General features: G+C 36.7%; 27 protein-coding genes. 11 read left to right on the top strand and 16 right to left on the bottom strand.

Going from position 1 to position 22,915, the window contains the following annotated elements:
- The first annotated feature begins 200 nt into the window (after positions 1-200).
- Entirely contained in the window at positions 201-839 is a 639-nt protein-coding gene (locus ACAN53_RS02895; protein WP_379966757.1) for an SdpI family protein, read from the top strand.
- 91 nt (positions 840-930) lie between these two features.
- On the opposite strand, the gene ACAN53_RS02890 is transcribed toward ACAN53_RS02895, so the two are convergent.
- Positions 931-1,221, bottom strand: a complete 291-nt coding sequence (locus ACAN53_RS02890; RefSeq protein WP_379966754.1) for a DUF3928 family protein — start codon at positions 1,219-1,221, stop codon at positions 931-933.
- Positions 1,222-1,446: 225 nt separating this feature from the next.
- Here ACAN53_RS02890 and ACAN53_RS02885 point away from each other — a divergent pair, with 225 nt between their 5' ends.
- The 3 genes from ACAN53_RS02885 to ACAN53_RS02875 all read left to right on the top strand — a co-directional run bounded on the left by ACAN53_RS02885 (position 1,447) and on the right by ACAN53_RS02875 (position 2,937).
- A complete protein-coding gene (locus tag ACAN53_RS02885) occupies positions 1,447-1,842 on the top strand; it encodes a hypothetical protein (protein ID WP_379966751.1) in 396 nt (131 codons plus the stop codon).
- A 45-nt stretch (positions 1,843-1,887) separates the two neighbouring features.
- Positions 1,888-2,187 (top strand): hypothetical protein, encoded by a 300-nt coding sequence (locus ACAN53_RS02880; RefSeq protein ID WP_379966748.1) that lies wholly within the window; start codon positions 1,888-1,890, stop codon positions 2,185-2,187.
- 141 nt (positions 2,188-2,328) lie between these two features.
- Positions 2,329-2,937, top strand: a complete 609-nt coding sequence (locus ACAN53_RS02875; RefSeq protein WP_379966745.1) for a DUF955 domain-containing protein — start codon at positions 2,329-2,331, stop codon at positions 2,935-2,937.
- 52 nt (positions 2,938-2,989) lie between these two features.
- Here the strand turns inward: ACAN53_RS02875 and ACAN53_RS02870 are convergent, their stop codons facing one another.
- Together ACAN53_RS02870 and ACAN53_RS02865 are read right to left on the bottom strand one after the other, a co-directional pair.
- Positions 2,990-3,139 (bottom strand): YvrJ family protein, encoded by a 150-nt coding sequence (locus ACAN53_RS02870; protein ID WP_379966742.1) that lies wholly within the window; start codon positions 3,137-3,139, stop codon positions 2,990-2,992.
- A 372-nt stretch (positions 3,140-3,511) separates the two neighbouring features.
- Positions 3,512-4,294: a carbon-nitrogen family hydrolase gene (locus ACAN53_RS02865; RefSeq protein ID WP_379966739.1), complete on the bottom strand. Its 783-nt coding sequence runs from the start codon at positions 4,292-4,294 to the stop codon at positions 3,512-3,514.
- A 99-nt stretch (positions 4,295-4,393) separates the two neighbouring features.
- Between ACAN53_RS02865 and ACAN53_RS02860 the strand changes: the two genes are divergently transcribed.
- Positions 4,394-5,590: a pyridoxal phosphate-dependent aminotransferase gene (locus ACAN53_RS02860; protein ID WP_379966736.1), complete on the top strand. Its 1,197-nt coding sequence runs from the start codon at positions 4,394-4,396 to the stop codon at positions 5,588-5,590.
- Positions 5,591-5,848: 258 nt separating this feature from the next.
- Entirely contained in the window at positions 5,849-6,118 is a 270-nt protein-coding gene (locus ACAN53_RS02855) for a hypothetical protein (RefSeq protein ID WP_379966733.1), read from the top strand.
- Between the two features lie 106 nt (positions 6,119-6,224).
- Here the strand turns inward: ACAN53_RS02855 and ACAN53_RS02850 are convergent, their stop codons facing one another.
- Positions 6,225-7,094 carry an NAD(P)-dependent oxidoreductase gene (locus ACAN53_RS02850; protein WP_379966730.1) on the bottom strand — a complete coding sequence of 290 codons (870 nt, stop codon included), beginning with the start codon at positions 7,092-7,094 and terminating at the stop codon, positions 6,225-6,227.
- Between the two features lie 195 nt (positions 7,095-7,289).
- On the opposite strand from ACAN53_RS02850, the gene ACAN53_RS02845 reads away from it, so the two are divergent.
- Together ACAN53_RS02845 and ACAN53_RS02840 are read left to right on the top strand one after the other, a co-directional pair.
- Positions 7,290-7,508, top strand: a complete 219-nt coding sequence (locus ACAN53_RS02845; RefSeq protein WP_379966727.1) for a hypothetical protein — start codon at positions 7,290-7,292, stop codon at positions 7,506-7,508.
- A 192-nt stretch (positions 7,509-7,700) separates the two neighbouring features.
- Positions 7,701-7,955 (top strand): hypothetical protein, encoded by a 255-nt coding sequence (locus ACAN53_RS02840; protein WP_379966724.1) that lies wholly within the window; start codon positions 7,701-7,703, stop codon positions 7,953-7,955.
- An 11-nt stretch (positions 7,956-7,966) separates the two neighbouring features.
- On the opposite strand, the gene ACAN53_RS02835 is transcribed toward ACAN53_RS02840, so the two are convergent.
- From ACAN53_RS02835 to glcT, 5 genes are all read right to left on the bottom strand, one after another.
- Entirely contained in the window at positions 7,967-8,269 is a 303-nt protein-coding gene (locus tag ACAN53_RS02835) for an ArsR/SmtB family transcription factor (RefSeq protein WP_379966721.1), read from the bottom strand.
- A 311-nt stretch (positions 8,270-8,580) separates the two neighbouring features.
- Positions 8,581-10,293 (bottom strand): phosphoenolpyruvate--protein phosphotransferase, encoded by a 1,713-nt coding sequence (gene ptsP / locus ACAN53_RS02830; RefSeq protein ID WP_379966718.1) that lies wholly within the window; start codon positions 10,291-10,293, stop codon positions 8,581-8,583.
- Entirely contained in the window at positions 10,293-10,556 is a 264-nt protein-coding gene (locus ACAN53_RS02825) for a phosphocarrier protein HPr (RefSeq protein ID WP_379966715.1), read from the bottom strand. The genes ptsP and ACAN53_RS02825 overlap by 1 nt, the downstream gene beginning before the upstream one ends.
- Before the next feature lie 131 nt (positions 10,557-10,687).
- On the bottom strand, positions 10,688-12,739 hold the full coding sequence (gene ptsG, locus ACAN53_RS02820) for a glucose-specific PTS transporter subunit IIBC (protein ID WP_379966712.1): 2,052 nt from the start codon (positions 12,737-12,739) through the stop codon (positions 10,688-10,690).
- 328 nt (positions 12,740-13,067) lie between these two features.
- Positions 13,068-13,931 (bottom strand): glucose PTS transporter transcription antiterminator GlcT, encoded by an 864-nt coding sequence (gene glcT / locus ACAN53_RS02815; RefSeq protein ID WP_379966709.1) that lies wholly within the window; start codon positions 13,929-13,931, stop codon positions 13,068-13,070.
- A gap of 191 nt (positions 13,932-14,122) precedes the next feature.
- Between glcT and ACAN53_RS02810 the strand changes: the two genes are divergently transcribed.
- Positions 14,123-14,929, top strand: a complete 807-nt coding sequence (locus ACAN53_RS02810; protein ID WP_379966706.1) for a Cof-type HAD-IIB family hydrolase — start codon at positions 14,123-14,125, stop codon at positions 14,927-14,929.
- 192 nt (positions 14,930-15,121) lie between these two features.
- Here the strand turns inward: ACAN53_RS02810 and nagA are convergent, their stop codons facing one another.
- From nagA to ACAN53_RS02795, 3 genes are read right to left on the bottom strand one after another with little or no spacing between them, the layout of a single operon-like run.
- Complete coding sequence (nagA, locus tag ACAN53_RS02805; protein WP_379966703.1) at positions 15,122-16,267, bottom strand: N-acetylglucosamine-6-phosphate deacetylase; 1,146 nt, start codon at positions 16,265-16,267, stop codon at positions 15,122-15,124.
- 53 nt (positions 16,268-16,320) lie between these two features.
- Positions 16,321-16,896: an SMC-Scp complex subunit ScpB gene (gene scpB / locus ACAN53_RS02800; protein WP_379966700.1), complete on the bottom strand. Its 576-nt coding sequence runs from the start codon at positions 16,894-16,896 to the stop codon at positions 16,321-16,323.
- Complete coding sequence (locus ACAN53_RS02795) at positions 16,883-17,644, bottom strand: segregation/condensation protein A (RefSeq protein ID WP_379966697.1); 762 nt, start codon at positions 17,642-17,644, stop codon at positions 16,883-16,885. The genes scpB and ACAN53_RS02795 overlap by 14 nt, the downstream gene beginning before the upstream one ends.
- A 223-nt stretch (positions 17,645-17,867) precedes the next feature.
- Between ACAN53_RS02795 and ACAN53_RS02790 the strand changes: the two genes are divergently transcribed.
- Positions 17,868-18,389 carry a DUF309 domain-containing protein gene (locus tag ACAN53_RS02790; RefSeq protein ID WP_379966694.1) on the top strand — a complete coding sequence of 174 codons (522 nt, stop codon included), beginning with the start codon at positions 17,868-17,870 and terminating at the stop codon, positions 18,387-18,389.
- Between the two features lie 14 nt (positions 18,390-18,403).
- Here ACAN53_RS02790 and ACAN53_RS02785 read toward each other — a convergent pair whose 3' ends face one another.
- Both ACAN53_RS02785 and ACAN53_RS02780 read right to left on the bottom strand, forming a co-directional pair.
- Positions 18,404-18,766: a GNAT family N-acetyltransferase gene (locus tag ACAN53_RS02785; protein WP_379966691.1), complete on the bottom strand. Its 363-nt coding sequence runs from the start codon at positions 18,764-18,766 to the stop codon at positions 18,404-18,406.
- Positions 18,767-19,236: 470 nt separating this feature from the next.
- Complete coding sequence (locus tag ACAN53_RS02780) at positions 19,237-19,671, bottom strand: peptidylprolyl isomerase (RefSeq protein WP_379966688.1); 435 nt, start codon at positions 19,669-19,671, stop codon at positions 19,237-19,239.
- A gap of 250 nt (positions 19,672-19,921) precedes the next feature.
- Here ACAN53_RS02780 and ACAN53_RS02775 point away from each other — a divergent pair, with 250 nt between their 5' ends.
- Positions 19,922-20,785 (top strand): DUF1002 domain-containing protein, encoded by an 864-nt coding sequence (locus tag ACAN53_RS02775; RefSeq protein ID WP_379966685.1) that lies wholly within the window; start codon positions 19,922-19,924, stop codon positions 20,783-20,785.
- 70 nt (positions 20,786-20,855) lie between these two features.
- On the opposite strand, the gene ACAN53_RS02770 is transcribed toward ACAN53_RS02775, so the two are convergent.
- Complete coding sequence (locus ACAN53_RS02770) at positions 20,856-22,331, bottom strand: spore germination protein (protein ID WP_379966682.1); 1,476 nt, start codon at positions 22,329-22,331, stop codon at positions 20,856-20,858.
- Positions 22,306-22,887: a stage V sporulation protein SpoVABEA gene (gene spoVAEA, locus ACAN53_RS02765; protein WP_379970235.1), complete on the bottom strand. Its 582-nt coding sequence runs from the start codon at positions 22,885-22,887 to the stop codon at positions 22,306-22,308. Before spoVAEA ends, ACAN53_RS02770 begins: the two co-directional genes overlap by 26 nt.
- Positions 22,888-22,915: the final 28 nt, after the last annotated feature.

The raw sequence follows: 22,915 nt of genomic DNA, 5'->3' as shown, positions 1-22,915 counted from the left end.
TCACAAACTTTTCATTTTTCACCAAAAAATCATCTATTCTTTTGTTTAGCTTCTTTGTATATTTTAGATGGTTAGACAATTAGCTAACTAAACGAATCAAGCATTTAAAGCGCTATCTAATTTACGATGAGCGCCGTGGTCATTTTATGTATTAACAAACAACAGAATATTTCTACTAAAAAGGAGAAATAAGGTGAGGAATGATGAAAAACCGTAGCTTTACACTATTCATTACTTTACTTAGTATTGGTTTTAGCATGTTAGGATATCTGTATCTACCTGAGCGCGTTCCTGTACATTGGGATTTTAATGGAACAATCGATCGATATGGCAGTAAGCTAGAATCTGTTATTATATTCCCGAGTATTATTATCGCGGCTTACGTCTTACTTATCCTACTACCGATAATTGATCCAAGAAAAAATAATTATAACCAGTTTAAAGATTCCTACATCATTATTATTAATAGTATCCTCACTATTTTACTTTTTATACATGCTATTACCCTTGTCGCAGGTCTAGGAATAAATGTTAGAATGGAAATGGTAGTTCCAGTTTTAATCGGGGTTTTGTTCATTATTATCGGAAATTATATGCCACGTATCAGTTCAAATTATTTCATTGGAATTCGAACACCATGGGCACTTCAAGATGAAACGGTTTGGAAGGACACACAGCATTTAGGCGCAAAAATGTTTGTTATTGCGGGGATAATATTCATACTTGCAGCATTTGTTCCTGGCGCCTTTAAAGTCTATTTACTTAGTAGTGCCATTTTCTTATGTGTAATTGTACCGTATATTTGGTCCTACTTCCTGTATAAAAAATTACATCCTTAAATTGAGCAAAACAATTCATATCATGAATAAAGGGCTCTCAAGATTTAGAGAGCCCTTTATTCATTAAGATAAATATTATCGTTCAATTCTACTACAGTTCAATACTTTCAAGTTTTATGGCCTCAAATGCCTCTTCCATATCATTATCATGATACTGTACATATGTAAACCGGGATAATTTAACCAAACGAGCTATTTCTTGGAGAGTCGGCTGTACATTTTCAGTTTCAATGGAAAACTGAAGTGAAAATTTACCTTGTTGATGTTCACTTCCTTGTTTACCTACTTCTACGTAAACATCCTTAACTCCCTTAACAGAACGAATATAGCTAGCTAATTGATAAACAGTTTCTCGGTTAGATAAAACTTTAATTGTATACATACCTTCATCTCCCTTCTACTTTCACTATACAACATAAGGAAGGAGATTCCAGTTTTAAATTCGAACGTTTATTGAACGAAAGGAAACATTCTCTATTTAACTAGAATTTTTTAAGCCCGTACAAAAATAAACGTTTGTCCTAGTGTATTTGTCCATGCTTTTTTACATCTTCTTGCATACAGTATCCTGTAAACATTCTATGAGAAATATAAAGGAGAGAGTACTATGTCATTTCGTAGCTTACAGGATTTGTTACAACAAAGAGCAATTCAACCCACATCAGACGTAGCGGGTGCTTCAGATAATGTGTTAAGTGGAGAAATTGGAACTCATACAAATTCTGCCCAAATAACAAACAGCGGAAATTCAAGCGTAACGTTAAATGCAGATACGAATTCACGGTCAAATGCAGATCAAGCCACTATTACAAGAAACGAACGTTCGCAAGATGCTAATGTTGACGCACAAGCACTGCTTAATATGCTTCAACCTCTATTAGAGGTAAGCAAGGAGTTAAATAAAACAGCAATCAATAATTTGTTAGCGAATAATTCCAACAATAATAAAAGATCAAACAATAATAAAAGAACAAGCAATAATAGAAGAAATGATACGTTTTAAAAATCTAAAATAGTAGTATTTTTTTGCCATAAGGAGGAATAAAGGATGCGTAACTATGCAAGCATTACGAATAGTGGAAATTCTAATGTAAACGTAGACGTTCAAATAGATATGAGTCCAGTTGCCTACACAATGGCTTGCTATTGGCATACAAGCCGTACCATAACAGATGAACAGTTCATGCATATGCTTCAGAATCTTAACCGTTTACTAGGAAAACCAGATTCGCAGTTGCCTCCGCTATTATCAAACGCTAATCCATCTCCTGAAGCGATTCGTACGAAAAATGACGTTAAAACATTACGTACCTTTATCCCGCAAGATTCTAGCCGCACTGGATACTAAAATGATTTTCAATTGATCCACCTACGAAGGTGGCTTTTTTTTGAACAATTATTGAAAAAAGCCTCACAATGTTTCAATATGTACAGGCAAACCTTATTACCTGTACATATAATGCTGTAATTCTAGATAGAGGTGTCACACATGGCCTATTTGCATGTATGTATAAATGTTGCACCAGGTGCCAATGTAGATAACAACCGTATCCAACGAGACTTGTTCCTATCTCATGACATTTGGTATCCAATCTCTTTTCATATCAAAAAAATTATTATACTAGACCAAACATTCCGCTTCCACGACCAAGAAATTAGTTACTCTACTCCGTTTCGACAACAACCAAAAGTTTGGCGCTTACTTGAAAATTACAAATTGGCATGTCCAAGCGCAAGTTTATATATTACCTACGTTGGTGGTAATTATTTCAAAGAACCTCATGTAATCGGTTGTGCGTATTCTGAAGCATCTGGATTACTTTGGAAAGGACATATATTCATAACAAATACCGCAGCCTCTGTTTCCAACAAACTAACTCTTGCACATGAAATCGGTCATATTTTACTCACCCAGCGAAAGAATGGAGTGCTTACCAATGTAGATCCTCATTCCAATACTGGCTCTCAGCATCACCCGAGTCCTAAAAATTTAATGCACCCGGTTGTTCCTTCCCTACCGCATACGGACCAGCGACAACATTTACTTACAGAAGAGCAACGATTTATAGCTTCCCAAAGCCCGTTACTTTTCGGATAGCGTAGTTGTATAAAGAAATAGGCACTGGCGCGAGTACCAGCGCCTATTCCTCCTACTGTTCCATTTTCTGGTTTAATTGTTGTGAAAGCTTCTCAATTGCTAACACAACCGCATCAAGCTTCGTTTCGACCCTGTGTAATAAATAAAGTGTAACGACAATTGGAAATCCAACATTTGCAATTAGTGGCACCCATTCCTCCACATGTCTCCCTCCTTCCCCTCACTTATAAATAAAGTAGAAAGGAATAAAATGGGTATACGCTTTTCGGTCTCCCCTATCTTTTTTTCATTATAAAAAGAGAAGATGCTATAGTAGAAGTTGAATGAAAGACAACTTACTGTGAGGAGAGAAAAAATGAAAATTCTATATTATATCATTGTAGGATTACTTGCAGTGCTACTTCTAAAAATTATCATAGGACTAACAGGCGCTGCATTTAAGCTCATCATATTTCTAATAGTTGCTGGTTTCATAGGATACTTAATTATGAGTCTTATAAACAAAATCAAAAAGTAAGAAAAGCGAATCAGACTAGTCCTTATCCTATGAAGGCTAGCCTGATTTTCTTCCATTTTACTTGTATAAATCTGGCCGACGATCCTCAAACACTGGAATTTTGTTTCGTACTCGCACTATTTTTTCTACATCAAATGTAGCGATTAAATTTTCAGCTTTTTCCCCGGCCTCAGCTATAATCTCTCCCCACGGATCTATCACCATGGAATGTCCTGCATACGTCGTACTAGTATCGTTACCACTTCGATTACATGCAACCACGAAGCATTGATTTTCAATCGCACGTGCTTGTAGTAAGATGCGCCAATGAGCGAGTCGTGACAACGGCCATTCTGCTACAATAAATAATACTTCTACTCCTTGCGCAGTATGAGTACGTACCCACTCGGGAAAACGAATATCATAGCAGATTAGCCCTGCACATGGGGTGGAATCCAACAGGAAATCTCCCTTTTCATTACCCGATGACAAAAATTTATGCTCATTCATGAGCTTAAACAAATGTACTTTGCTATATTCACCAATTTGTTCGCCTTTTTTATTAAAAGTATACATCGTATTCGTAACAAGCTCACCCGTTTGCTTTGCAATACTACCGCCAACTATATTCACTTCAAAACGCTTTGCCCAATCACTTAATATACGTTTAGAAACCGCTCCATCTTCATCAGCAAGCACATTCAAACGTTCTAAATCATAACCAGTTGTCCATAATTCTGGTAACAACACGACATCTGGACGTTCCTCCTCCATAACATGTTCTATCTCTTTTTCGGCATAATCTACATTTGCCCCAACATCCCCAAAACAAATATCCAGTTGTAAGCATGCAACCTTCATGATTTACTCCCCCTTCATAAAAATATACTTTACAAACTACTAATAACGATATATTATTGGTCACTAGAATTGCAACAATTTTTAGAAGAGGTGCAAAAGATGGAATATTTCAAACCTTCACAAACACTATCAGAATTACCAACGCAGTTTTTTGCCTCACTCGTTCAAAAAGTAAATGCAAGCATTGCGAAAGGCCATGATGTCATTAATCTTGGACAGGGAAATCCAGATCAGCCTACACCTCTTTCTATAGTGCAGACCTTGCAATCCGCTGCAAGTGACCCGCTTCACCATAAATATCCTCCATTTCGTGGTCATTCTTCTTTAAAAGAAGCGGTTGCCCTATTCTATGAAAAAGAATACGGTGTATCACTGAATCCCGAAACAGAGATTGCTGTTCTTTTTGGAGGAAAAACAGGACTTGTCGAGTTACCTCTTTGCTTTACTGAGCCAGGTGATACGATTCTCGTCCCTGATCCTGGTTACCCAGACTACTGGTCTGGAGTTGCTTTGGCAAAGGCAAAAATGGAAATGATGCCACTTTTAGCAAGTAATCAGTACTTACCCGATTACACAGCAATTTCTGAACAAACCGCTACAAAGGCAAAACTAATGTTTTTAAATTATCCAAATAATCCAACGGGAGCAGTTGCAACAAAGGAATTTTTTGATGAAACAGTTGCTTTTGCAAAGCAGCATCACATTCTTGTTTGCCATGATTTTGCCTATGGTGCTATCGGATTTCAAAACAAACCAATGAGTTTTTTACAAACAAACGGTGCAAAAGATATTGGAATTGAAATCTATACGATGTCCAAAACATTTAATATGGCAGGCTGGAGAATTGCCTTTGCAGTAGGTAATGCTAGCGTCATTGAAGCAATTCAGTTAATACAAGACCATATGTATGTCAGTGTTTTCGGTGCAATCCAAGAAGCAGCAAAGCAAGCATTGCTCCATGAGCAAGCATCTGTTAGAGAGCTTGTTGCCATGTATGCATCACGTCGACAAGCCTTCATATCTGCTTGTCACGACATAGGATGGAAAGTTACAGCTCCTGAGGGCTCCTTTTTCGCATGGCTATCCGTACCAGAAGGATATACTTCTCAAACCTTTGCAGATGTATTGCTAGAAAAAGCATATGTGGCTGTTGCACCAGGAATCGGATTTGGGGAATACGGAGAAGGATTTGTCCGCGTCGGTTTGCTTCATAGTGAAGATCGTTTACAAGAAGCAGTCAAACGAATTGAAGCGTTACATATTTTTAATAAAGATGAAGCAATCCAGAGAAAGTAAAAAAAGATTGGAATGATTTTCACATGGTTAAAGGTGGTGCAAACACTGATTTGTATCACCTTTTTTCTGTTTATAACCTTATTTTCATCCTCATTTTCTGGTATCAGCCTAATCCTCCTTTTTGTTTTGACTAAAAAAGCACAAATTTGTGAAATATTTATGAACATTTTCGGTGCAACGTGTATATAATGGAAGTAGATAAAGTTATTTTAATCCATATTTTCTTTTTTTAGGTTTCTACAAAAAGGAGATGATCGAATGTACTATTTAATAAGCACAGTCATAATCGGTATGATTTGTGGTATAGTACCCGCTGTAATAGGAGCGATACGGGATAAATTAGAATTAGGAATGTTCGGTTTTATCGCTTCAGTTGTAAGCGCTGCCATATTAAGCTATTATTTAGCTATTCCTGTTTCATTGTTGTTTACCATATTGATTATTAAAAATCGTGTACCCGCTACCACTACAGAACTTGATGATGTTGAACCATTCACAAAAGAGCAACGTGTCAAAGCACGGCTATAATCACATAGATTTATACAATCTTTTTATGCTATCAATACAAACAGTCCTCCAAACGTTTGGAGGACTGTTTTCATATCCTATAGATAAATTATTTATTGCCTTACCCTTATATATAACGTTTAATAAGGGCCTGTGTTCCATTATTTTCTTCACCTTGTTTTGCTAATTCCTCATACATTTGTTTCGCTAAGGATAAACCAGGTACTTCTAGTTTCATCGCTTCTGCTTCTTCTAAAGCAATTTTCATATCTTTAATAAAATGTTTAATATAAAATCCAGGATCGAAGTTTCCTTCTATCATACGGGGAGCTAAGTTACTTAACGAAAAACTACCAGCTGCACCTGACGCAATACTCTCTAAAACCCTTTTCGGTTCAAGTCCGGACTTTTGAGCATATGCGATTGCTTCACATACCCCAATCATGTTGGAGGCTATAGCAATTTGGTTACACATTTTTGTATGCTGACCACTCCCTGCAGGACCTTGCAATATAATATTTTTTCCTAGCAAGTTTAACATAGGCAAACAAGCCTGAAAAACTTCCTCATCCCCGCCAACCATAATAGCAAGTTTCGCTTCCTTTGCACCAATATCCCCACCAGAGACTGGTGCATCAATACTATGCATATTTCTTTTCTTCGTTTCTTCATAGATACGCTTTGCAAGTGTCGGAGTTGAGGTAGTAAAATCGATAAATATAGTTCCTTCCTTCGCATTCTCTACGAGACCTTCTTCACCAAGATAGACCTCCTCCACGTCATAAGGATAGCCAACCATTGTCATTACAACACTTGCCTTTTTTGCGATTTCTCGGGGACTCTCTTCCCAAATAGCTCCTTCTTCTATTAAATCAGCAGCCTTTGCTTTCGTACGATTGTATATATGAACGGAATAACCACCTTGTAGTAAATGGCGGACCATACTTTTTCCCATAACTCCCGTTCCAATAAATCCAACAACTTTTGATTCATTCATATAATATTCTCTCCTTTTTAAAACATCTTACCTATTGTTATACTATTTCTAATAGTATAACAAAATATCTTCTTAAATCGATACTGTAACAATGAGAAAAATGGCTTTGTAGTCGATTCATTCAGATATATCATGTATTTTTTGCTACACTTATGCTAGAATAAACACAAACTATAGATAGATGGAGGAGTATGTTTGAAAGTACATGGAAGCTTTATGGCGGTGCTCTGCTATCTTGTAACCGTTTTGCTTCTTTACTTAACCGGGGACATTTTCAATATTTCCATATTACAATTAGCAAAAGAGCCGCTCATTCAGAATGGAGTAGTAGAAAGAATTCTACATTCTCTTCTCCCATTTCTTTTAGCAATACCGGTTTATTTTATCGTATATTATAAAACGAAAGAAAAATAAACAGGCATCTATTTCATAGATACCTGTTTATTTTTCATTCTCCGCAAAACGCCTATTCAAACCATACCTTGCTTTGAATACAGTAACAGTAACGAAGTTAGATTGAATATAGAAAATACTATTATTTCTTACTTACACTTTCTAGGTTTATTCAGAATAAAAAACTACATGAATAGAGGAGAGAGATAGGCAATGTTTTGGATGAACAGATATGAAGAACACTATAACATAAATCATCCAGTTGAACGTAAACAGGAAGAATTGCTACACGGATTGTCCCCTGGAAGTATCATCACGCAAATTTTCATACGAAATGTTCATAAATCTTTTAGTATGGTGCAATACGAAGGAATGACTGGAAACATTGCATTATTTTCTGGTGGCTCAATTCCGAAACCAGGATTATTACGGATTCGTCTAGAAGATATAGCTGTTATCATAGTGTAAAACATTTCAGCTCATATACACGTTTCTTCAACGGTAGCTATTAATGTTTTTAACATCATGACGGATTCCTCTATTTCAAGAGAATAGTATCGCTGAGTTCCACGTTGCTTAATAGAGACGAGATGATTATCCCGTAGTATCTTTAAATGGTGAGATATAGCAGGACGAGATAATGTAGCATTCTCGGTTATTTCATTAACAGTTAGTGCCTCGTGTTCAGCTAGCAATAAAATGATATCTTGACGTGCTGGATCGCTCAATGCTTGAAAAAGAGGAATACACACTCGAAATGTATCAATGGCTGTTTGCCCCATTTAAATTCATCCTTTCGTTTGCTTAAACTTATGAACGAATCATATAAAAAAGAATATAAAATGTCAAGTTTTTATAAAATGAAACTTCCATTAGTGTGGGTTTTCTTCATCCTCTACGTTAGCAAAGTACAACCTGAACTTTTACAGGCAACCTTATCCCCACTTAGCCTTTTCCGATTTTCTAAAACCATGAAGTCAGGGTCTTACTTGCCCGCATATAGCGGAATAAACCCATTCACGTAAATAGAAAAAATTTAAAAGTGAGCATATTAGAAAAAGCTAGCTATTGTATGTATAGCTAGCTTTTTCTTTTATGAAATGGATTTCACAAGTTCGACAACTTCACTAGCTGTAGACATAGTAAGCGCCTTTGTTGCAAGTTCTTCCATTGCTGTTTTTGAAAGTTTACGAATTTGAGTACGGGCCGGCAATACAGATGTTGCACTCATACTAAATTCGTCTAATCCTAATCCAATCAATAACGGAATGGCAAGGGCATCTCCAGCCATTTCACCACACATACCAGCCCATTTTCCTTCTTTGTGTGCTGCATCAATGACCATTTTCACAAGACGTAAAATAGAGGGATTGTATGGTTGATACAAATAAGATACTTGTTCATTCATACGATCTGCTGCCATTGTGTATTGGATTAGATCATTTGTTCCAACAGAGAAGAAATCTACTTCCTTCGCAAATTGATCAGCAAGAACTGCTGATGCCGGAATTTCAACCATCATACCAATTTCGATTGTTTCAGAAACCGATACACCTTCTGCAATAAGTTTCGCTTTTTCTTCCAATAATACGCTCTTTGCTTGGCGGAATTCATCTAATGTCGCAATCATTGGGAACATAATTTTCAAGTTGCCATAGACACTAGCACGAAGCAAGGCACGAAGCTGTGTACGGAAAATAGCTTGATCATCTAAGCATAGACGAATGGCACGGTATCCTAAAAACGGATTCATTTCCTTCGGCAATTGTAAATAAGAAAGTTCCTTGTCACCGCCGATATCCAGTGTACGAACGACTACAGGTTTTCCCTCCATATTTTCTAATACCGTTTTATATGCTTCAAATTGCTCATCTTCAGTAGGGAAAGAGTCACGTCCCATATACAAAAATTCAGTACGATACAAGCCGACGCCTTCACCACCATTATTTTTCACGCCAACTACATCTTTAGGAGTACCAATGTTTGCAACAAGTTCAACTTGGTGGCCATCACTTGTATAAGTAGGCTCATCCTTTAGCTGTGCCCAAACAGTTTTTTGTTCTTCAAACTTTTCCTTCTTGTCTTGATAAGAACGAAGAATATCTTCAGAAGGATTAACGATTACTTCACCATCTAAACCATCAACAATGACTAGATCACCGTTTTGAATTTCCTCCATAACTACTTTTGAACCAACAACAGCAGGAATTTCAAGAGAACGAGCCATAATTGCAGAGTGAGATGTACGACCACCAATATTAGTAGTGAACCCTAATGCATACTTGCGATTAAGTTGTGCTGTGTCAGAGGGTGTTAAATCTTCTGCGATGATAATCACTTCTTCAGAAATCGTACTAGGATTTGAAAATTGAACACCTAGTAAATGTGCAAGTACACGTTTTGTTACGTCGCGAATATCAGCAGCCCGCTCTTTCATATATTCATTGTCCATTCCTTCAAATAGACTAACGAACATGGTAGCTACTTCATTCATTGCAAACTCAGCGTTAGTTCCTTCATTCGTAATCTTTTCTTTAACAGGATTAACAAGTTCAGGATCATTTAATACTAACAAATGCGCTTCAAAGATAGCGGCTTTATCGGCACCTAGTTCTTTAAATGCAACATCCTTAATAGAAGTAAGTTCATCTTTGGACTTAGCAAGAGCTGCATCCAAACGAGCGATTTCACTATCTGCATCAGTAATAGCTTTTCTTTCAATAGTAAGATCAGGATTTTCTAAACGGAACGCTTTAGCAATTGCAATTCCGCTTGATGCGGCAATCCCTTTAATTGTTAGAGCCATTATTCTCCTAGACCTTCTTTTTTCAATGTTTCTTCAATTGCTGCTAGTGCTTGATCCGCATCATCACCATTTGCAGTAATTTTAATTTCTGAACCTTCTTGAATACCCAAAGACATTACACCCATAATCGATTTCAAGTTCACAGTTTTACCAGAATATGCTAAATTTATTTCGGAGTTGAATTTACTAGCAGCATTTACTAACAAAGTAGCTGGACGAGCATGTATACCAGATTCACTCGTTACTTTAAATAATTTTTCCATAATCGTAGTCCCCTTTAACAATCAATAGTATTTTGCATAGAAATACGTACTACACGTAAAACATTGTATAGAATGGGTAAGATAGCGTCAACTACCTTACCCATTCTATATTATGAACATTTTAAGTCGTATTACTTAATCGTTATGGCACCCTTTTCACCTTTTACTACAGAACCTTGCTTTTTAAGAATAACTTGTTGTCCCTCTTGTAAGTTAGTAAAGACAACTGGTGAAATGATAGAAGGCGCATTTTTCTTAACGAAATCAAGATCTACTTTCAATAATGCTTGACCTTGTGTTACTTTATCGCCTTGTGCTACGAGAAGTTCAAAGCCTTCACCATTCAATTTTACTGTATCGATACCAATGTGGATCAAGATTTCTTTTCCACCTTCAGAAAGAATACCAATTGCATGCTTTGTAGGGAAAACATTTACGATTTCACCGTTTACTGGAGAAACAATCGTACCTTCAGTCGGCTCAATCGCAAATCCATCACCCATCATTTTTCCTGAGAATACTTGGTCCGGCACTTCTGTAATTGGAAGTAATTTCCCATGCATAGGAGCAATAAGTTCTTCAACTACATTCGTATTCACCGTTTTAGTAGGAGCAACTTCTTTCACTACTTGAGGCGTACGGCCTTTCATAATATCTTGCATTTGCGTTTTGATTATATCTGATTTAGGACCAAAAATGGCTTGAATGTTATTTCCTACTTCAAGTACACCTGCAGCACCTAATTTTTTCAAACGATTTTTATCAACTTGGTCTTGTTCGTTCACTTGTACACGTAAACGTGTGATACATGCATCTAAATGAGCAATATTTTCTTTTCCACCGAGTGCTGCAAGAATTGCATGTGGAAGTTCTCCAGCTTCTGTAGTTCCACCTTCAGATTGTTCTTCTGCATCTTCACGACCTGGCGTTTTAAGATCCCATTTACGAATAATAAAGCGGAATCCGAAGTAGTAAATAAACGCGAATACTATACCTACAACAATGACCCACCACCATGCAGTACGGCCTGGAAGAACACCGAATAGTAAGAAGTCAATTAAACCACCTGAGAACGTCATACCGATTTTAACGCCTAGTATATGCATAGTCATAAAAGACAAACCTGCAAAGATTGCATGAACTCCGAATAATACTGGTGCTACAAATAAGAATGAGAATTCAATTGGTTCTGTAATACCTGTTAAGAAAGATGTTAATGCAGCGGAACCAAGGATACCAGCAGCATATACTTTGTTTTCAGGACGAGCTTCGTGATACATAGCAAGCGCTGCTGCTGGAAGACCAAACATCATGAATGGGAATTTACCTGTCATGAATGTACCAGCTGTTAATGGAGCACCATCTTTAATTTGAGCAAAGAAGATTTTTTGGTCACCGTGTACGATGTTACCTAATTTATCTGTATAAGAGCCAAATTCAAACCAGAACGGAGCATAGAAAATGTGATGTAATCCAAATGGAATCAATGAACGTTCAATAACTCCGAATATAAATGCCGCTAGTGTTCTGTTTGCATCAATCATGTTATGCGAAAATGAGTTTAATCCATATTGGATTGGCGGCCATACAAAGCACATTACTAATCCAAGAATTAATGCGAATGCTGCTGTTGCGATAGGAACGAAACGCTTTCCTGCAAAGAATCCTAAATAAGTTGGTAAATTAATATTGAAGTATTTATTGTAACAGTATGCTGCAAGAATACCGACTATAATCCCGCCAAATACCCCGGTTTGTAAGGTTGGAATACCTAAAACATACGCATAGGCTGGATCTTTAAATCCAAAGTTCAATGGCATTTTGTCGCTTAGAAGAGCAACCTTAGCTCCAACATTTAGTGCCACGCTCATCGTTTGATTCATGATAAGGTAACCTACTAATGCTGCAAGTGCAGCTACGCCTTCTCCTCCTGCTAAACCAACTGCAACCCCGACTGCAAATAATAAAGAGAGGTTCGAGAAAACAACACTACCAGATTGTTCCATAACTTTTGCTACTAATGTAAACCAGTCTACCTTTAAAGCTGGAATTCGATCCGTAAGTGCTGGGTTTTGAAATGCATTACCAAACGCAAGCAATAACCCTGCAGCTGGTAAGATCGCTACTGGAAGCATTAACGCTTTACCAACTTTTTGAAGCACACCAAATAGCTTTTTAAACATATGAAATCTTCCTCCTTTTTAGTTTCATTCTTTCTTTCGACAAATGCAAAAAGGCATGAGTGGAAGAGATAGAAAATAGCCGTCAAGGGGTAGTATAACCCTTTATCTTGCTATCATTCTTACCTCTTCAACACTCATGCCTGATCGAATCAGTAACACGTGTCAAATCGTAAATATTATAAGTGCACTATTCAACTTGTACTGCTAAGCAAGCGGTTTCTTTTTCCGTTTTGCAAAGCTCGTCGAAAGTGAAGAACTTTCTATACCGTTATTATACACACCGGATGTAAGCGATTCAACCATTTTATAAAACGTTTTCAATTTGGACTTATTTTGATAATTCCGACTCATCTTTTTTGCTCTGAACGAGTCGCTGCAGATGCATCGTTAAGTACACAATTTCTGCATTATACACGGGCTTTTGTAGTCTATTTTGCATCACCTTAATTTGCTTCCACGCTAAGTTATATGCGGTTGGGTATTCATCCTTTAATATTTCTGCAAATCTACTTGGTTCGTCTACTTTCTCTCCGCTTCTTACCCGTTCAATAGCATAGTTTAGATGACGAACGAGACGTAGGTAATGAATACTTTCTTTATCTAGTTCTAAATCTAATTGTTCCTCAATTAACGTAACGAGATCTGCGATAAGGAGAGAATTTTGATTAACGGATGAAAGTTCAGAATCAGTTACTGAACTATAAATATGCAAGGCAATAAATCCAATTTCTCCTTCAGGCAATTTAATTTGAAGACGTGTATTAATTAAATCCAATACTTCAGATGCAACGTTATATTCTTTCGGATATAGTGCTTTCGTTTCTAATAAAAATGGATTTTCAATAGCAAATCCTTGCTTTAATCTCCGTATCGCGAATGCAATATGATCAGTAAGTGCGATATGAATGTGCTCATCTAAAGGGGCAGCAATCTTTTCTTGAATGAGCAGCATTACATCATTCATAATTTCAATAAGTCTTTCACTAACATGTGGAATAAGCATTTTGTATTGTTCTCTTTCACGTTCATTTGTCAATACAAACATTTTTTCAGCACGATCTTCAGGTAACAGTTCATTCACTCTTCTACCGAATCCGATTCCTTTTGCAATTACAACTACTTCTTCATGCTCTGGATGAGAAGCAATGATAACATTATTATTTAAAATCTTCTTTATTGTAAGGTCATGCATGCATTTGCACCCCTTTCTAATGAAACATGTAGTGATTTATGTTACAGAATAAAGTAATATACCGTCAATCAAAATCAATCACTAACGTAAAATATAATATTTAGACAGAGCAATTATACACCACTATAATAAAACTATACTCGGTATGATACAATGGACAAAGCTTTATATGCGTAAAAAGGAGAAAGCACATGATTAAAATGTTTGTCAGTGATATTGATGGTACACTCATGCAATCCGGTGGATTTATTGAACAAGAAGACATAGCCGCTCTGCAATCTTTAGACAAGGATACTATTATGCTTTGCTTTGCATCCGGTCGGCTAGATTATGAAATTGTTTCACTAATGGAAAAAATCGGTTCTCATTTTCATCGTATAAGCGTAAACGGTGTTTATATTTATACAAATGAAAATAAACAACTATTTTCTGCTAGCTTTGATTCTTCTATATTACAGCAGTTGGTTGACATGACAACGAGCAGCCGTTTCATACGTTATGTGAGTGATGAACATCATTATTATATTGAAAACAAAACACCTGAGGTTCTACAATTAGAAAAACAAGCGGCGATGACTTCCATCGAAATCCCGAATTTGAAATATAAACTTGGTAAAACACTCTTTCCAAACAAGATTTCAGTTGGAGGAAGAACCGAAGAGCTTCTAGACCTCCAAACAAAATTACAGAACAAATTAAAAGGATATGTAAGCACATTTCTCTCTGCTACAAATTGTCTAGATGTTGTTCCACATAATATAAACAAAGGGGCAGCACTTGAGTTATTATTGCAGCAGCATCAAATTAAACCGAATGAGATTGCTTGCGTTGGCGATTCTTACAATGACATACCCATGTTTGCCTTAACACCTTACAGTTTTGCTGTTGAACAAGCTGATGAAGAAGTAAAAAAAAGTGCTAACTATGTTGTCAAAAATGTAAAAGAAGCTGTAGATGAAGTAAAAGCTTTAAATAAACAATTGTCTCTTCGTCTATAATTTTCTTTTATTTCAATTCCGAAACATAAGCCTCCCAGGGCATATATCAGGCTTATGTTTCAGATAACTCTTGACAGAGTTTTTCTTCATTTAACTTACAACTATTCATATCTAGAAGGAACCTAACTTAAAGTTACTTGATACATTATTTCCAAGAAAGTGAATTCTTATTGAGTCTCTTTTTTACCAAGCTCATTTATAATTTTGTAATTCGTTTTTAAAAGCCCCAAGACTGATCGTATTAATCACCTCTAATTGAGGAGATAATATTACCATATCCGCATCCTTTCCCACATCCAATACACCTTTACTGAGCAACCCAAACTCCTTTGCTTGATTAACGGATGTCATTCTAACTGCCTCTTCAATTGTGCAGCCTGTATAAGTTAGTATATTACGAAATGCTTGATCCATCGTTAAAACACTTCCTGCTAACGTCCCATTTTCTAATGTAGCAATGCCATCTTGTACATGAACGGGTTGACCACCTAATTCATACATTCCATCCTTTTGCCCTTTAGCCTTCATCGCGTCGGTAATAATACACACCTTTTCTGGTCCTTTTAGTATATAAGCTAGCCTCACCATTTCCGGATGAATATGAATACCATCTACAATCATTTCTACAGTGATATCTCCATCTAAAAGTACACGGCCAACTGCCCCCGGTTCGCGATGGTGCATGCCCTTCATTTGATTAAAAAGATGGGTAGCATGAGGAATGTTCTTTCCAGAAAGCTGTGCATAGGAGGCATCCGAATGCCCAATACTCCCTATTATCCCATTTTGTTCGAAAAAGGTTTCTAGTTCTTTACTTTCCTCTTCAGGAGCATACGTAACCAGCTTAATCAGATTTCCACTGCATTGTTGAAAAGTTTCAAAGGTTTGTACATCTGGAGTCATCATATGAGAAATTTGCTGCGCACCGGCACGCGCCTTCGAAAGAAACGGTCCTTCTAAATGGATAAATCCGATATGTGCTCCTAACTCTTTTGCCATTTTCACAGATTGGAGTGCTTGCATAATTTCCTCGTAGGATTGAGTCATCGTAGTTGGAAAAAAAGTCGTAACTCCTTCACTTAATAATTTATTGCTAAGCTGTAAGAGTGCTTGGGGATTGGCATCCATTGTATCTATTCCATACCCACCATGTATATGAATATCTATCATACCTGGGATTACAATATTTCCATCTACATGATAGACTTGTTCCTGGTGACGAAGTACAAATTGGCTCATATCTCCAACTTCTTTAATGCTCGTATCATATCGAATGTAGCCATCTGCAATGTATTGATTTCCCGTATAAATTTGTGCATGCAGCAGTACCCTTTCCATGACATCCAATCCCTCTTTTCTTATGGTTACATGAAAAATAGGCGAATTTTCTTCTACTCTTTCGTAAAATCATTTAACGTCCCAAAAAACAAATCTGCTTCTTCCACAATATCTGAATCTTCCGGTAAAGGAGGAAGCTCATCTATTGTTTTAAGACCGAATAAATCCATAAACTCTTTTGTTGTACCATATAAAATAGGACGACCAGTACCTTCTGCTCTCCCCAATTCCTTAATTAAAAGTCGTGAGACCAGAGTTTGTATTGGTTTTTCTGTTTTCACACCGCGAATTTCCTCAATTTCTGTTCTTGTAATTGGCTGACGATATGCAACAATTGCCAATGTCTCGAGAGCAGCTTGAGATAGTGAATTAGAAGATGGCGTTTCAATTAGCTTTTCATAAAAATGAGCATGCTCTCGTTTCGTTGTTAGACGATACGCATTGGCAAATTGTACAATTGTAAATCCACGATTCACAGATGCATAATCTTCCACTAGTTGTCCGACAAGGGTTCGTACTTGATCGATATTAATTCCCAATACCTGCGAAATCTGATCTGGATAAATTCCTTCCTCCCCGCTTACAAACAACAAGCCTTCTAGAATTCCCTTTTGTTCATGTTGATTCAATATTTGCTCCTCCTTCTTCTAAACTACAAACATAAATTTCTTCAAAATTCTGTTCCTGTTCAATGGTTAACATCTTTTTTTTCATTAATTCCAAAATTGCTAAAAACGTAACGACAATAGATTCACGACTATCTTCCTCAAACAAATCATAAAAGCTACATCTACCATTAGATTTTGTTAGCCGAAAGACAATCTCTTCCATCCTTTTTTCAATTGGAATTTCTTGCCTTGTAATTGTAGTGGTGACAGGCTTTTGTAATTTTTTTCGACGCATAAGCTTTTGAAAAGCTGCAAGCATATCATACAATGTTACATTATTCGGCAAGCTTTCTTCTCTCTCTGTATGTATAAAATTACTTAAATCAGCAGGAGCTCGTGTATATAATAACGCCCTTTCACGTTCACGTTCCTTAAGATCAGAAGCAGCTTGCTTATACTTTTTATACTCAATTAACCGTTCCATAAGCTCTTGACGAGGATCCTCTTCCCATTCTTCTTCTTCCAAAAGTTCTTCTTCTTGTTTTGGCAACAGCATTTTACTTTTTATAGCTAATAGCGTCGCTGCCATAACTAAGTATTCACTAGCAACATCCAATTGCAATTCCTTCATTGCATGGATATAGCCTACATATTGCTCTGTAATTTCAGCTACAGGAATATCATATATATCAATTTCATAACGATGAATTAAATGTAGCAATAAGTCTAACGGACCTTCAAACGCATCAATTTTAATATTGTATTGCAAGTAACATCCCACCAACCATTTATATATCAGTATAAGTATAGAGCATGACCGAGGTCTATCCAATCCTTTTTAATTAAATTAGACTGAGCAAATGCGCACAATAAACCATTATAGTATATGATATCATGATTGTAATGCATGGGGGAGAAACAACCTGATCTTATTCGCTTAGCCGAATGAGTGTAGCTTGTCCATCTTACAATAGAGAAAAAGGAGCGGTTTCATGTATCCAGATGCGTACATACAATATCTAGTACACTTTCACGCGGATCGTGATTATTTTGAATGCCATGAATTATTGGAGGAACATTGGAAAAAAGAGCCTCCTTCAAAAAGACTGCCTTTTTGGGTAGCTCTCATACAAATAGCTGTAGCACAATACCATTATCGTCGCAACAATCAGCGCGGCGCAATTCGTTTACTTAGTCATGCACGTACTATTCTAGAGAATGATAGAAAACCGATGATTCAATATGGATTACAGGATGAAGCGCTTCTCATCCTCCTACAAGAAAACATTCGGCAAATGGAAGAGGGAAAAGCTTATACAAGCATAACACTTCCTATTGCTGATCCTCTATTGGAATCAATCCTTATACAAGAATGTACAAAACTGGGTCTAGAATGGAATAGCAAAAGTGATTTATCCAATTTATTTTTGATCAACAAACATTTGCTACGAAATCGAACTGAAGTAATTGAAGAACGTAACAAGCAGATAAAAAAAAGAAAGCAGGGTCTGTAACCTCTGCTTTCTTTTTATAAATGAATCGTGTCAGTGTTGCATTTGTCACAAAATGGTTTTGTTATTTCATTGCCACAAACCGTTACCCCAGGCATCATAGAACGCAATTCGGTGACCATTTTCTTACCGATACCTGCATGACGATGCGATGGCGTAACACAAATATGTTGAATGTGCACGACTCCATCTTCCTTTTTTAAAGTCCCAATAATCCCGAGAACATCTTCCTCTTCTTTCCATAAGTAAAGTTGCCAATCCTCGTTTGTTTCATATTGTTTCACAGTTGTTTGCAACTTTTTTACTTCTTTTTCAGTCGGCATAAAAGACAGAAGACCCATCGCAATTTTTTCGTGATTTTTCTTGAAACGAATCAACATAAGAAATTTTCCCTTCTTATCTAAAAAACTTTCGCTCAACTAGTAATAAAAACCAGCAACTAGACAAACCAAACTAATACTATTTCTCTTATCTTTACCCTTTTTACCCCGCAGCGATCCCATTTGCATTATTTTTATTCTACATCAATTTTGAAACAGTGAGAAGCTACTGCGTATAGGCTTTTTTATTCACTTTCTTACATTTCTTATTATATACTTTTTATTTAAAGAAATGTTCCGTAATCCTATTTAAAAATGGAAATTTTACAGCTCGTAATCATGCTAATTTCCCTAATTTGTATAATTCAATTGATTATGGAATACAAGTTAAAGATAAGCAAACGCTTTCATATAAAAATATACATAGGAATCCCTAAGCCTTCCAACACACACAAAAAAGGATGATAACAAACAAAGCAAAACCATACTCAATGTTCAATCATCACCCTTTTTCTATTCACATTATAGAATTATTCTTCCCAAACCTTTACTTCTTTCATAACATCCCCATTTTTCATTGCAAGAACTGTATCTAAACCACTTTTAACTTGTCCAAATACTGTATGAACGCCGTCTAAATGTGGTTGTGGTTCATGAACGATAAAAAATTGACTACCACCTGTATCTCTCCCAGCATGTGCCATAGAAAGTGATCCAGCAACGTGACGATGTGGGTTTCCTTTCGTTTCACATTTAATGGTATATCCGGGACCACCTGCACCTGTTCCAGTTGGATCCCCGCCTTGACTTACAAAACCAGGAATGACTCTGTGAAAGGTTACCCCATTATAAAATCCATCATTTGCTAATTTTTCAAAGTTTGCTACCGTTCCAGGTGCTTCACTTGGAAAAAATTCAATTTCAATTTTTTGTCCATTCTCCATAATAATATGTCCCTTTTTCATTATATGTACCTCCCATTATTCCAACTATTTGGTATGTTCTCCGCCTATGCGTTTCACAGAGTAGAGCGTTTTTATTCTGATTTATCATACCATAATCATGCTACAAAAAGAAAATACAACGCAATGAAAAAAATAAGACATGCTGATAATCTTTTACAAAATCAATCTAAAGACGGGTGACAAATCATAAATATGTACTATAATGACTGTACTACCCTACAATTCTTTAACAGGTAAAGGAGCGATTTTCGTGAAAACGAAATTAAGTGCGTTTCTTCTCATCTTTACGTTACTTATGCCACTTTCTGCATATGCTGACACTACTGAAGGAGAAACTATTATTACATTAGGCGAAAATTTAACAGACCAACAAAAACAAACTGTACTGAGCGATATGAAAGCACCACAAAATGTACAAATTATTACCGTTTCAAACGCAGAAGAGCATAAGTATCTTGATAGCTATGTACCAGCCGCACAAATTGGTACAAAGGCTATATCTTCTTCAAAAATCACATATACAAAAGCCGGATCTGGACTTGTCGTACAAACGCATAATATTTCTGGCATTACCGAAGCTATGTATACGAATGCACTAATAACAGCTGGAGTAAAGGATGCAAACATCTACATTACCGCGCCTTTTTCAGTATCAGGAACAGCTGCATTAACAGGAATTATGAAGGCTTACGAAACAACAGCTAAAACAGCTATCCCAGAAAGTGTCAAGCAAGTTGCAAACCAGGAAATGGTTACAACATCTACCCTCGGAAACCAAATTGGTGCCGACAAGGCGGTTCAGTTAATAACAAAAATTAAAGAATCGATTGCACAAAACCAACCAAAAACAACGGAAGATTTGCGAACGTTAATTAAAGACATTGCGAATCAAATGGGAATTCAACTAACTGATGAGCAACTAAATAGTCTTGTTTCATTATTTGATAAAATGAAAAATTTAAATATTGATTGGAATCAAGTGGGAAGTCAATTGAACAATGCGAAAAATCAAGTTTCTTCTTTTTTACAGTCCGATCAAGGTCAAACATTTTTAGATCAAGTAAAGGGTGTTTTTTCTAGCTTTATCGATTTTATCAAATCCTTATTTAAATAAGTGATCAATCCTATTCATAAAACAGAGAACGAGGTGAAATAGTTTCACCTCGTTCTCTGTTTTTCTCCGACTACTTTTGCCGTATACGATTTTGTGGTCGTACGATACTTGGTCTTATTTTCAAACTCGAAATAGTTGGTCGAATAAATATTTTCATGAGTGCTCCCCCATCAAATGGGAGAAATGGCCATAAATATGGTGTTTGTAAACTTTTCGTTGAAGCAAGAAAAAGGATAAGAAATGTAACTCCCACTATAAATCCAATTTCATGCAACCACGCTGTGAATAAAATAAGGAGAATTTTCGTAATTTTATTTGCCAAGCTAAGTTCGTAGCTTGGCGTTGCATATGCCCCAATAACCGAGATTGCCGAATACAAAATAACTTCTGGAACGAATAGCCCTACCTCAATGGCAATTTGTCCAATTAACACCGCAGAAATTAGACCTAATGAAGTAGAAAGTGCAGTTGGTGTATGGATAGACGCCATCCGAAGAAATTCTAGGCCAATTTCAACTAATATAATTTGGAGAAATGTCGGTATATGAGTCACTTTATTCGGTCCTATAAAGGCAAGCTGAGGCGGTAATAGTGTTGGATCAAACACGAACACGAGCCAAAAGGGAAGCAAAAAAAGGGAAAATAAAATCCCTAAAAAGCGAACCCATCTTTGGAACGTTCCAACTACTGGATTTTGGCGAAACTCTTCTGCATGCTGTACGTGGTGAAAAAATGTAGTAGGAGTAATCATCACACTCGGTGACGTGTCGCAAATAACAAGAACATGTCCTTCTAACAAATGATTTGCAGCGACATCAGGACGCTCCGTGTAGCGAATGAGCGGAAAGGGATTAAAGCGCTGCTGCACAAGAAATTCCTCAATTGTTTTATCTGACATTGTGATTCCATCTATTTCAATGGCTTGGAGCTCCTGCTTTATGATTTTCACTAAATCAAGATTGGCAACATCTTGAATATAAGAAATGCAAATATCCGATTGAGATCGTTCCCCTACTCGAATGATTTCATTACGTAGCCTTGGATCTCGTATACGTCTTCGAATAAGAGCTGTATTCACTATCATATTTTCTACAAAACCATCTCTAGCCCCTCGAACTACCTTTTCTGTATCAGGCTCTGTTGGTGTTCGTCCTGGATAGCTTCTTACATCCACCTCAAATGCTTCCGTTTCCCCATCTACAAATATAACTATAAGACCTGAAAGCACTTTTAAAATGGCATCATCCATCGTAGAAATTCTATTTACCTGTTGATGAATAAGGCGATTTTCAATAAGTTGCATAGGCGAATTTGTATAAATGTCTCCTTCATTCAAATCAACAAGTTCATCCAAAATATGAATGATATAATTACTATCGCATAGTCCATTTACAAAAGTAACATCAATTTTTTTACGTAGTATAGTAAATGTACGTATCCCAACATCAAAGGTAACCCCTAGACCTACCGTTTGCTTTAAATAATTTTCGTTATCGCTAAGAAACGAAGAAATGGGAATCTTAATAGGTTGTTCCTTTTTTTGCATAATAGCCACTCCTTTCGAGAATGAGTTCGACTGCTTGTTTGGTTATAGGAGATCCTTTCGTTATTTCATCATTGCTGCACATTTTTCCAATATCCCCTATCCCAACGATAATGGGAACTTGCAGCGAATCTAGACAATATACTGTATCTCCATTGATACGTCCCATCTCTACATCTGCTAGTCCGTATTTATCGACCCCGTATTCTGTTAAATACCCGTAACGATCGATAGAAACGTCAACGCGAGTCCATTCATAGTGATGTGTATTGGAGGCTACTGCTATAATACCAAGTACCTCAATTGAAGGGTGTGTTGCAACATAACGTAAAGCCTGTTCACCCGCTCCTTCCCCAATAACACCACTGTCATCAAACATAATAAAGACGGGATCCTGCAAAGATTGGCGGATTAGCTTTACAAGTTCACTTCCAGGCAGTCTTGTTGGATTCCCCTGAGATTGAGATATACAACTACCTCCAACCTCCTTCGCCACGTATTCTATTGTTCGCTGCGCGTATATATCCCCGTCCGTTACTAAAATCACCCTTCGCTTCATCTGCTTTTTCGTTTCATTTTTCAAACAA

Origin of the sequence: Ectobacillus soli (genome assembly GCF_042610425.1) — a bacterium.
Taxonomy (GTDB): Bacteria; Bacillota; Bacilli; order Bacillales; family Bacillaceae_G; genus Ectobacillus.
The sequence above is the reverse complement of the archived record's forward strand: the minus strand, read 5'-3'. Positions and strand labels throughout refer to the sequence as shown.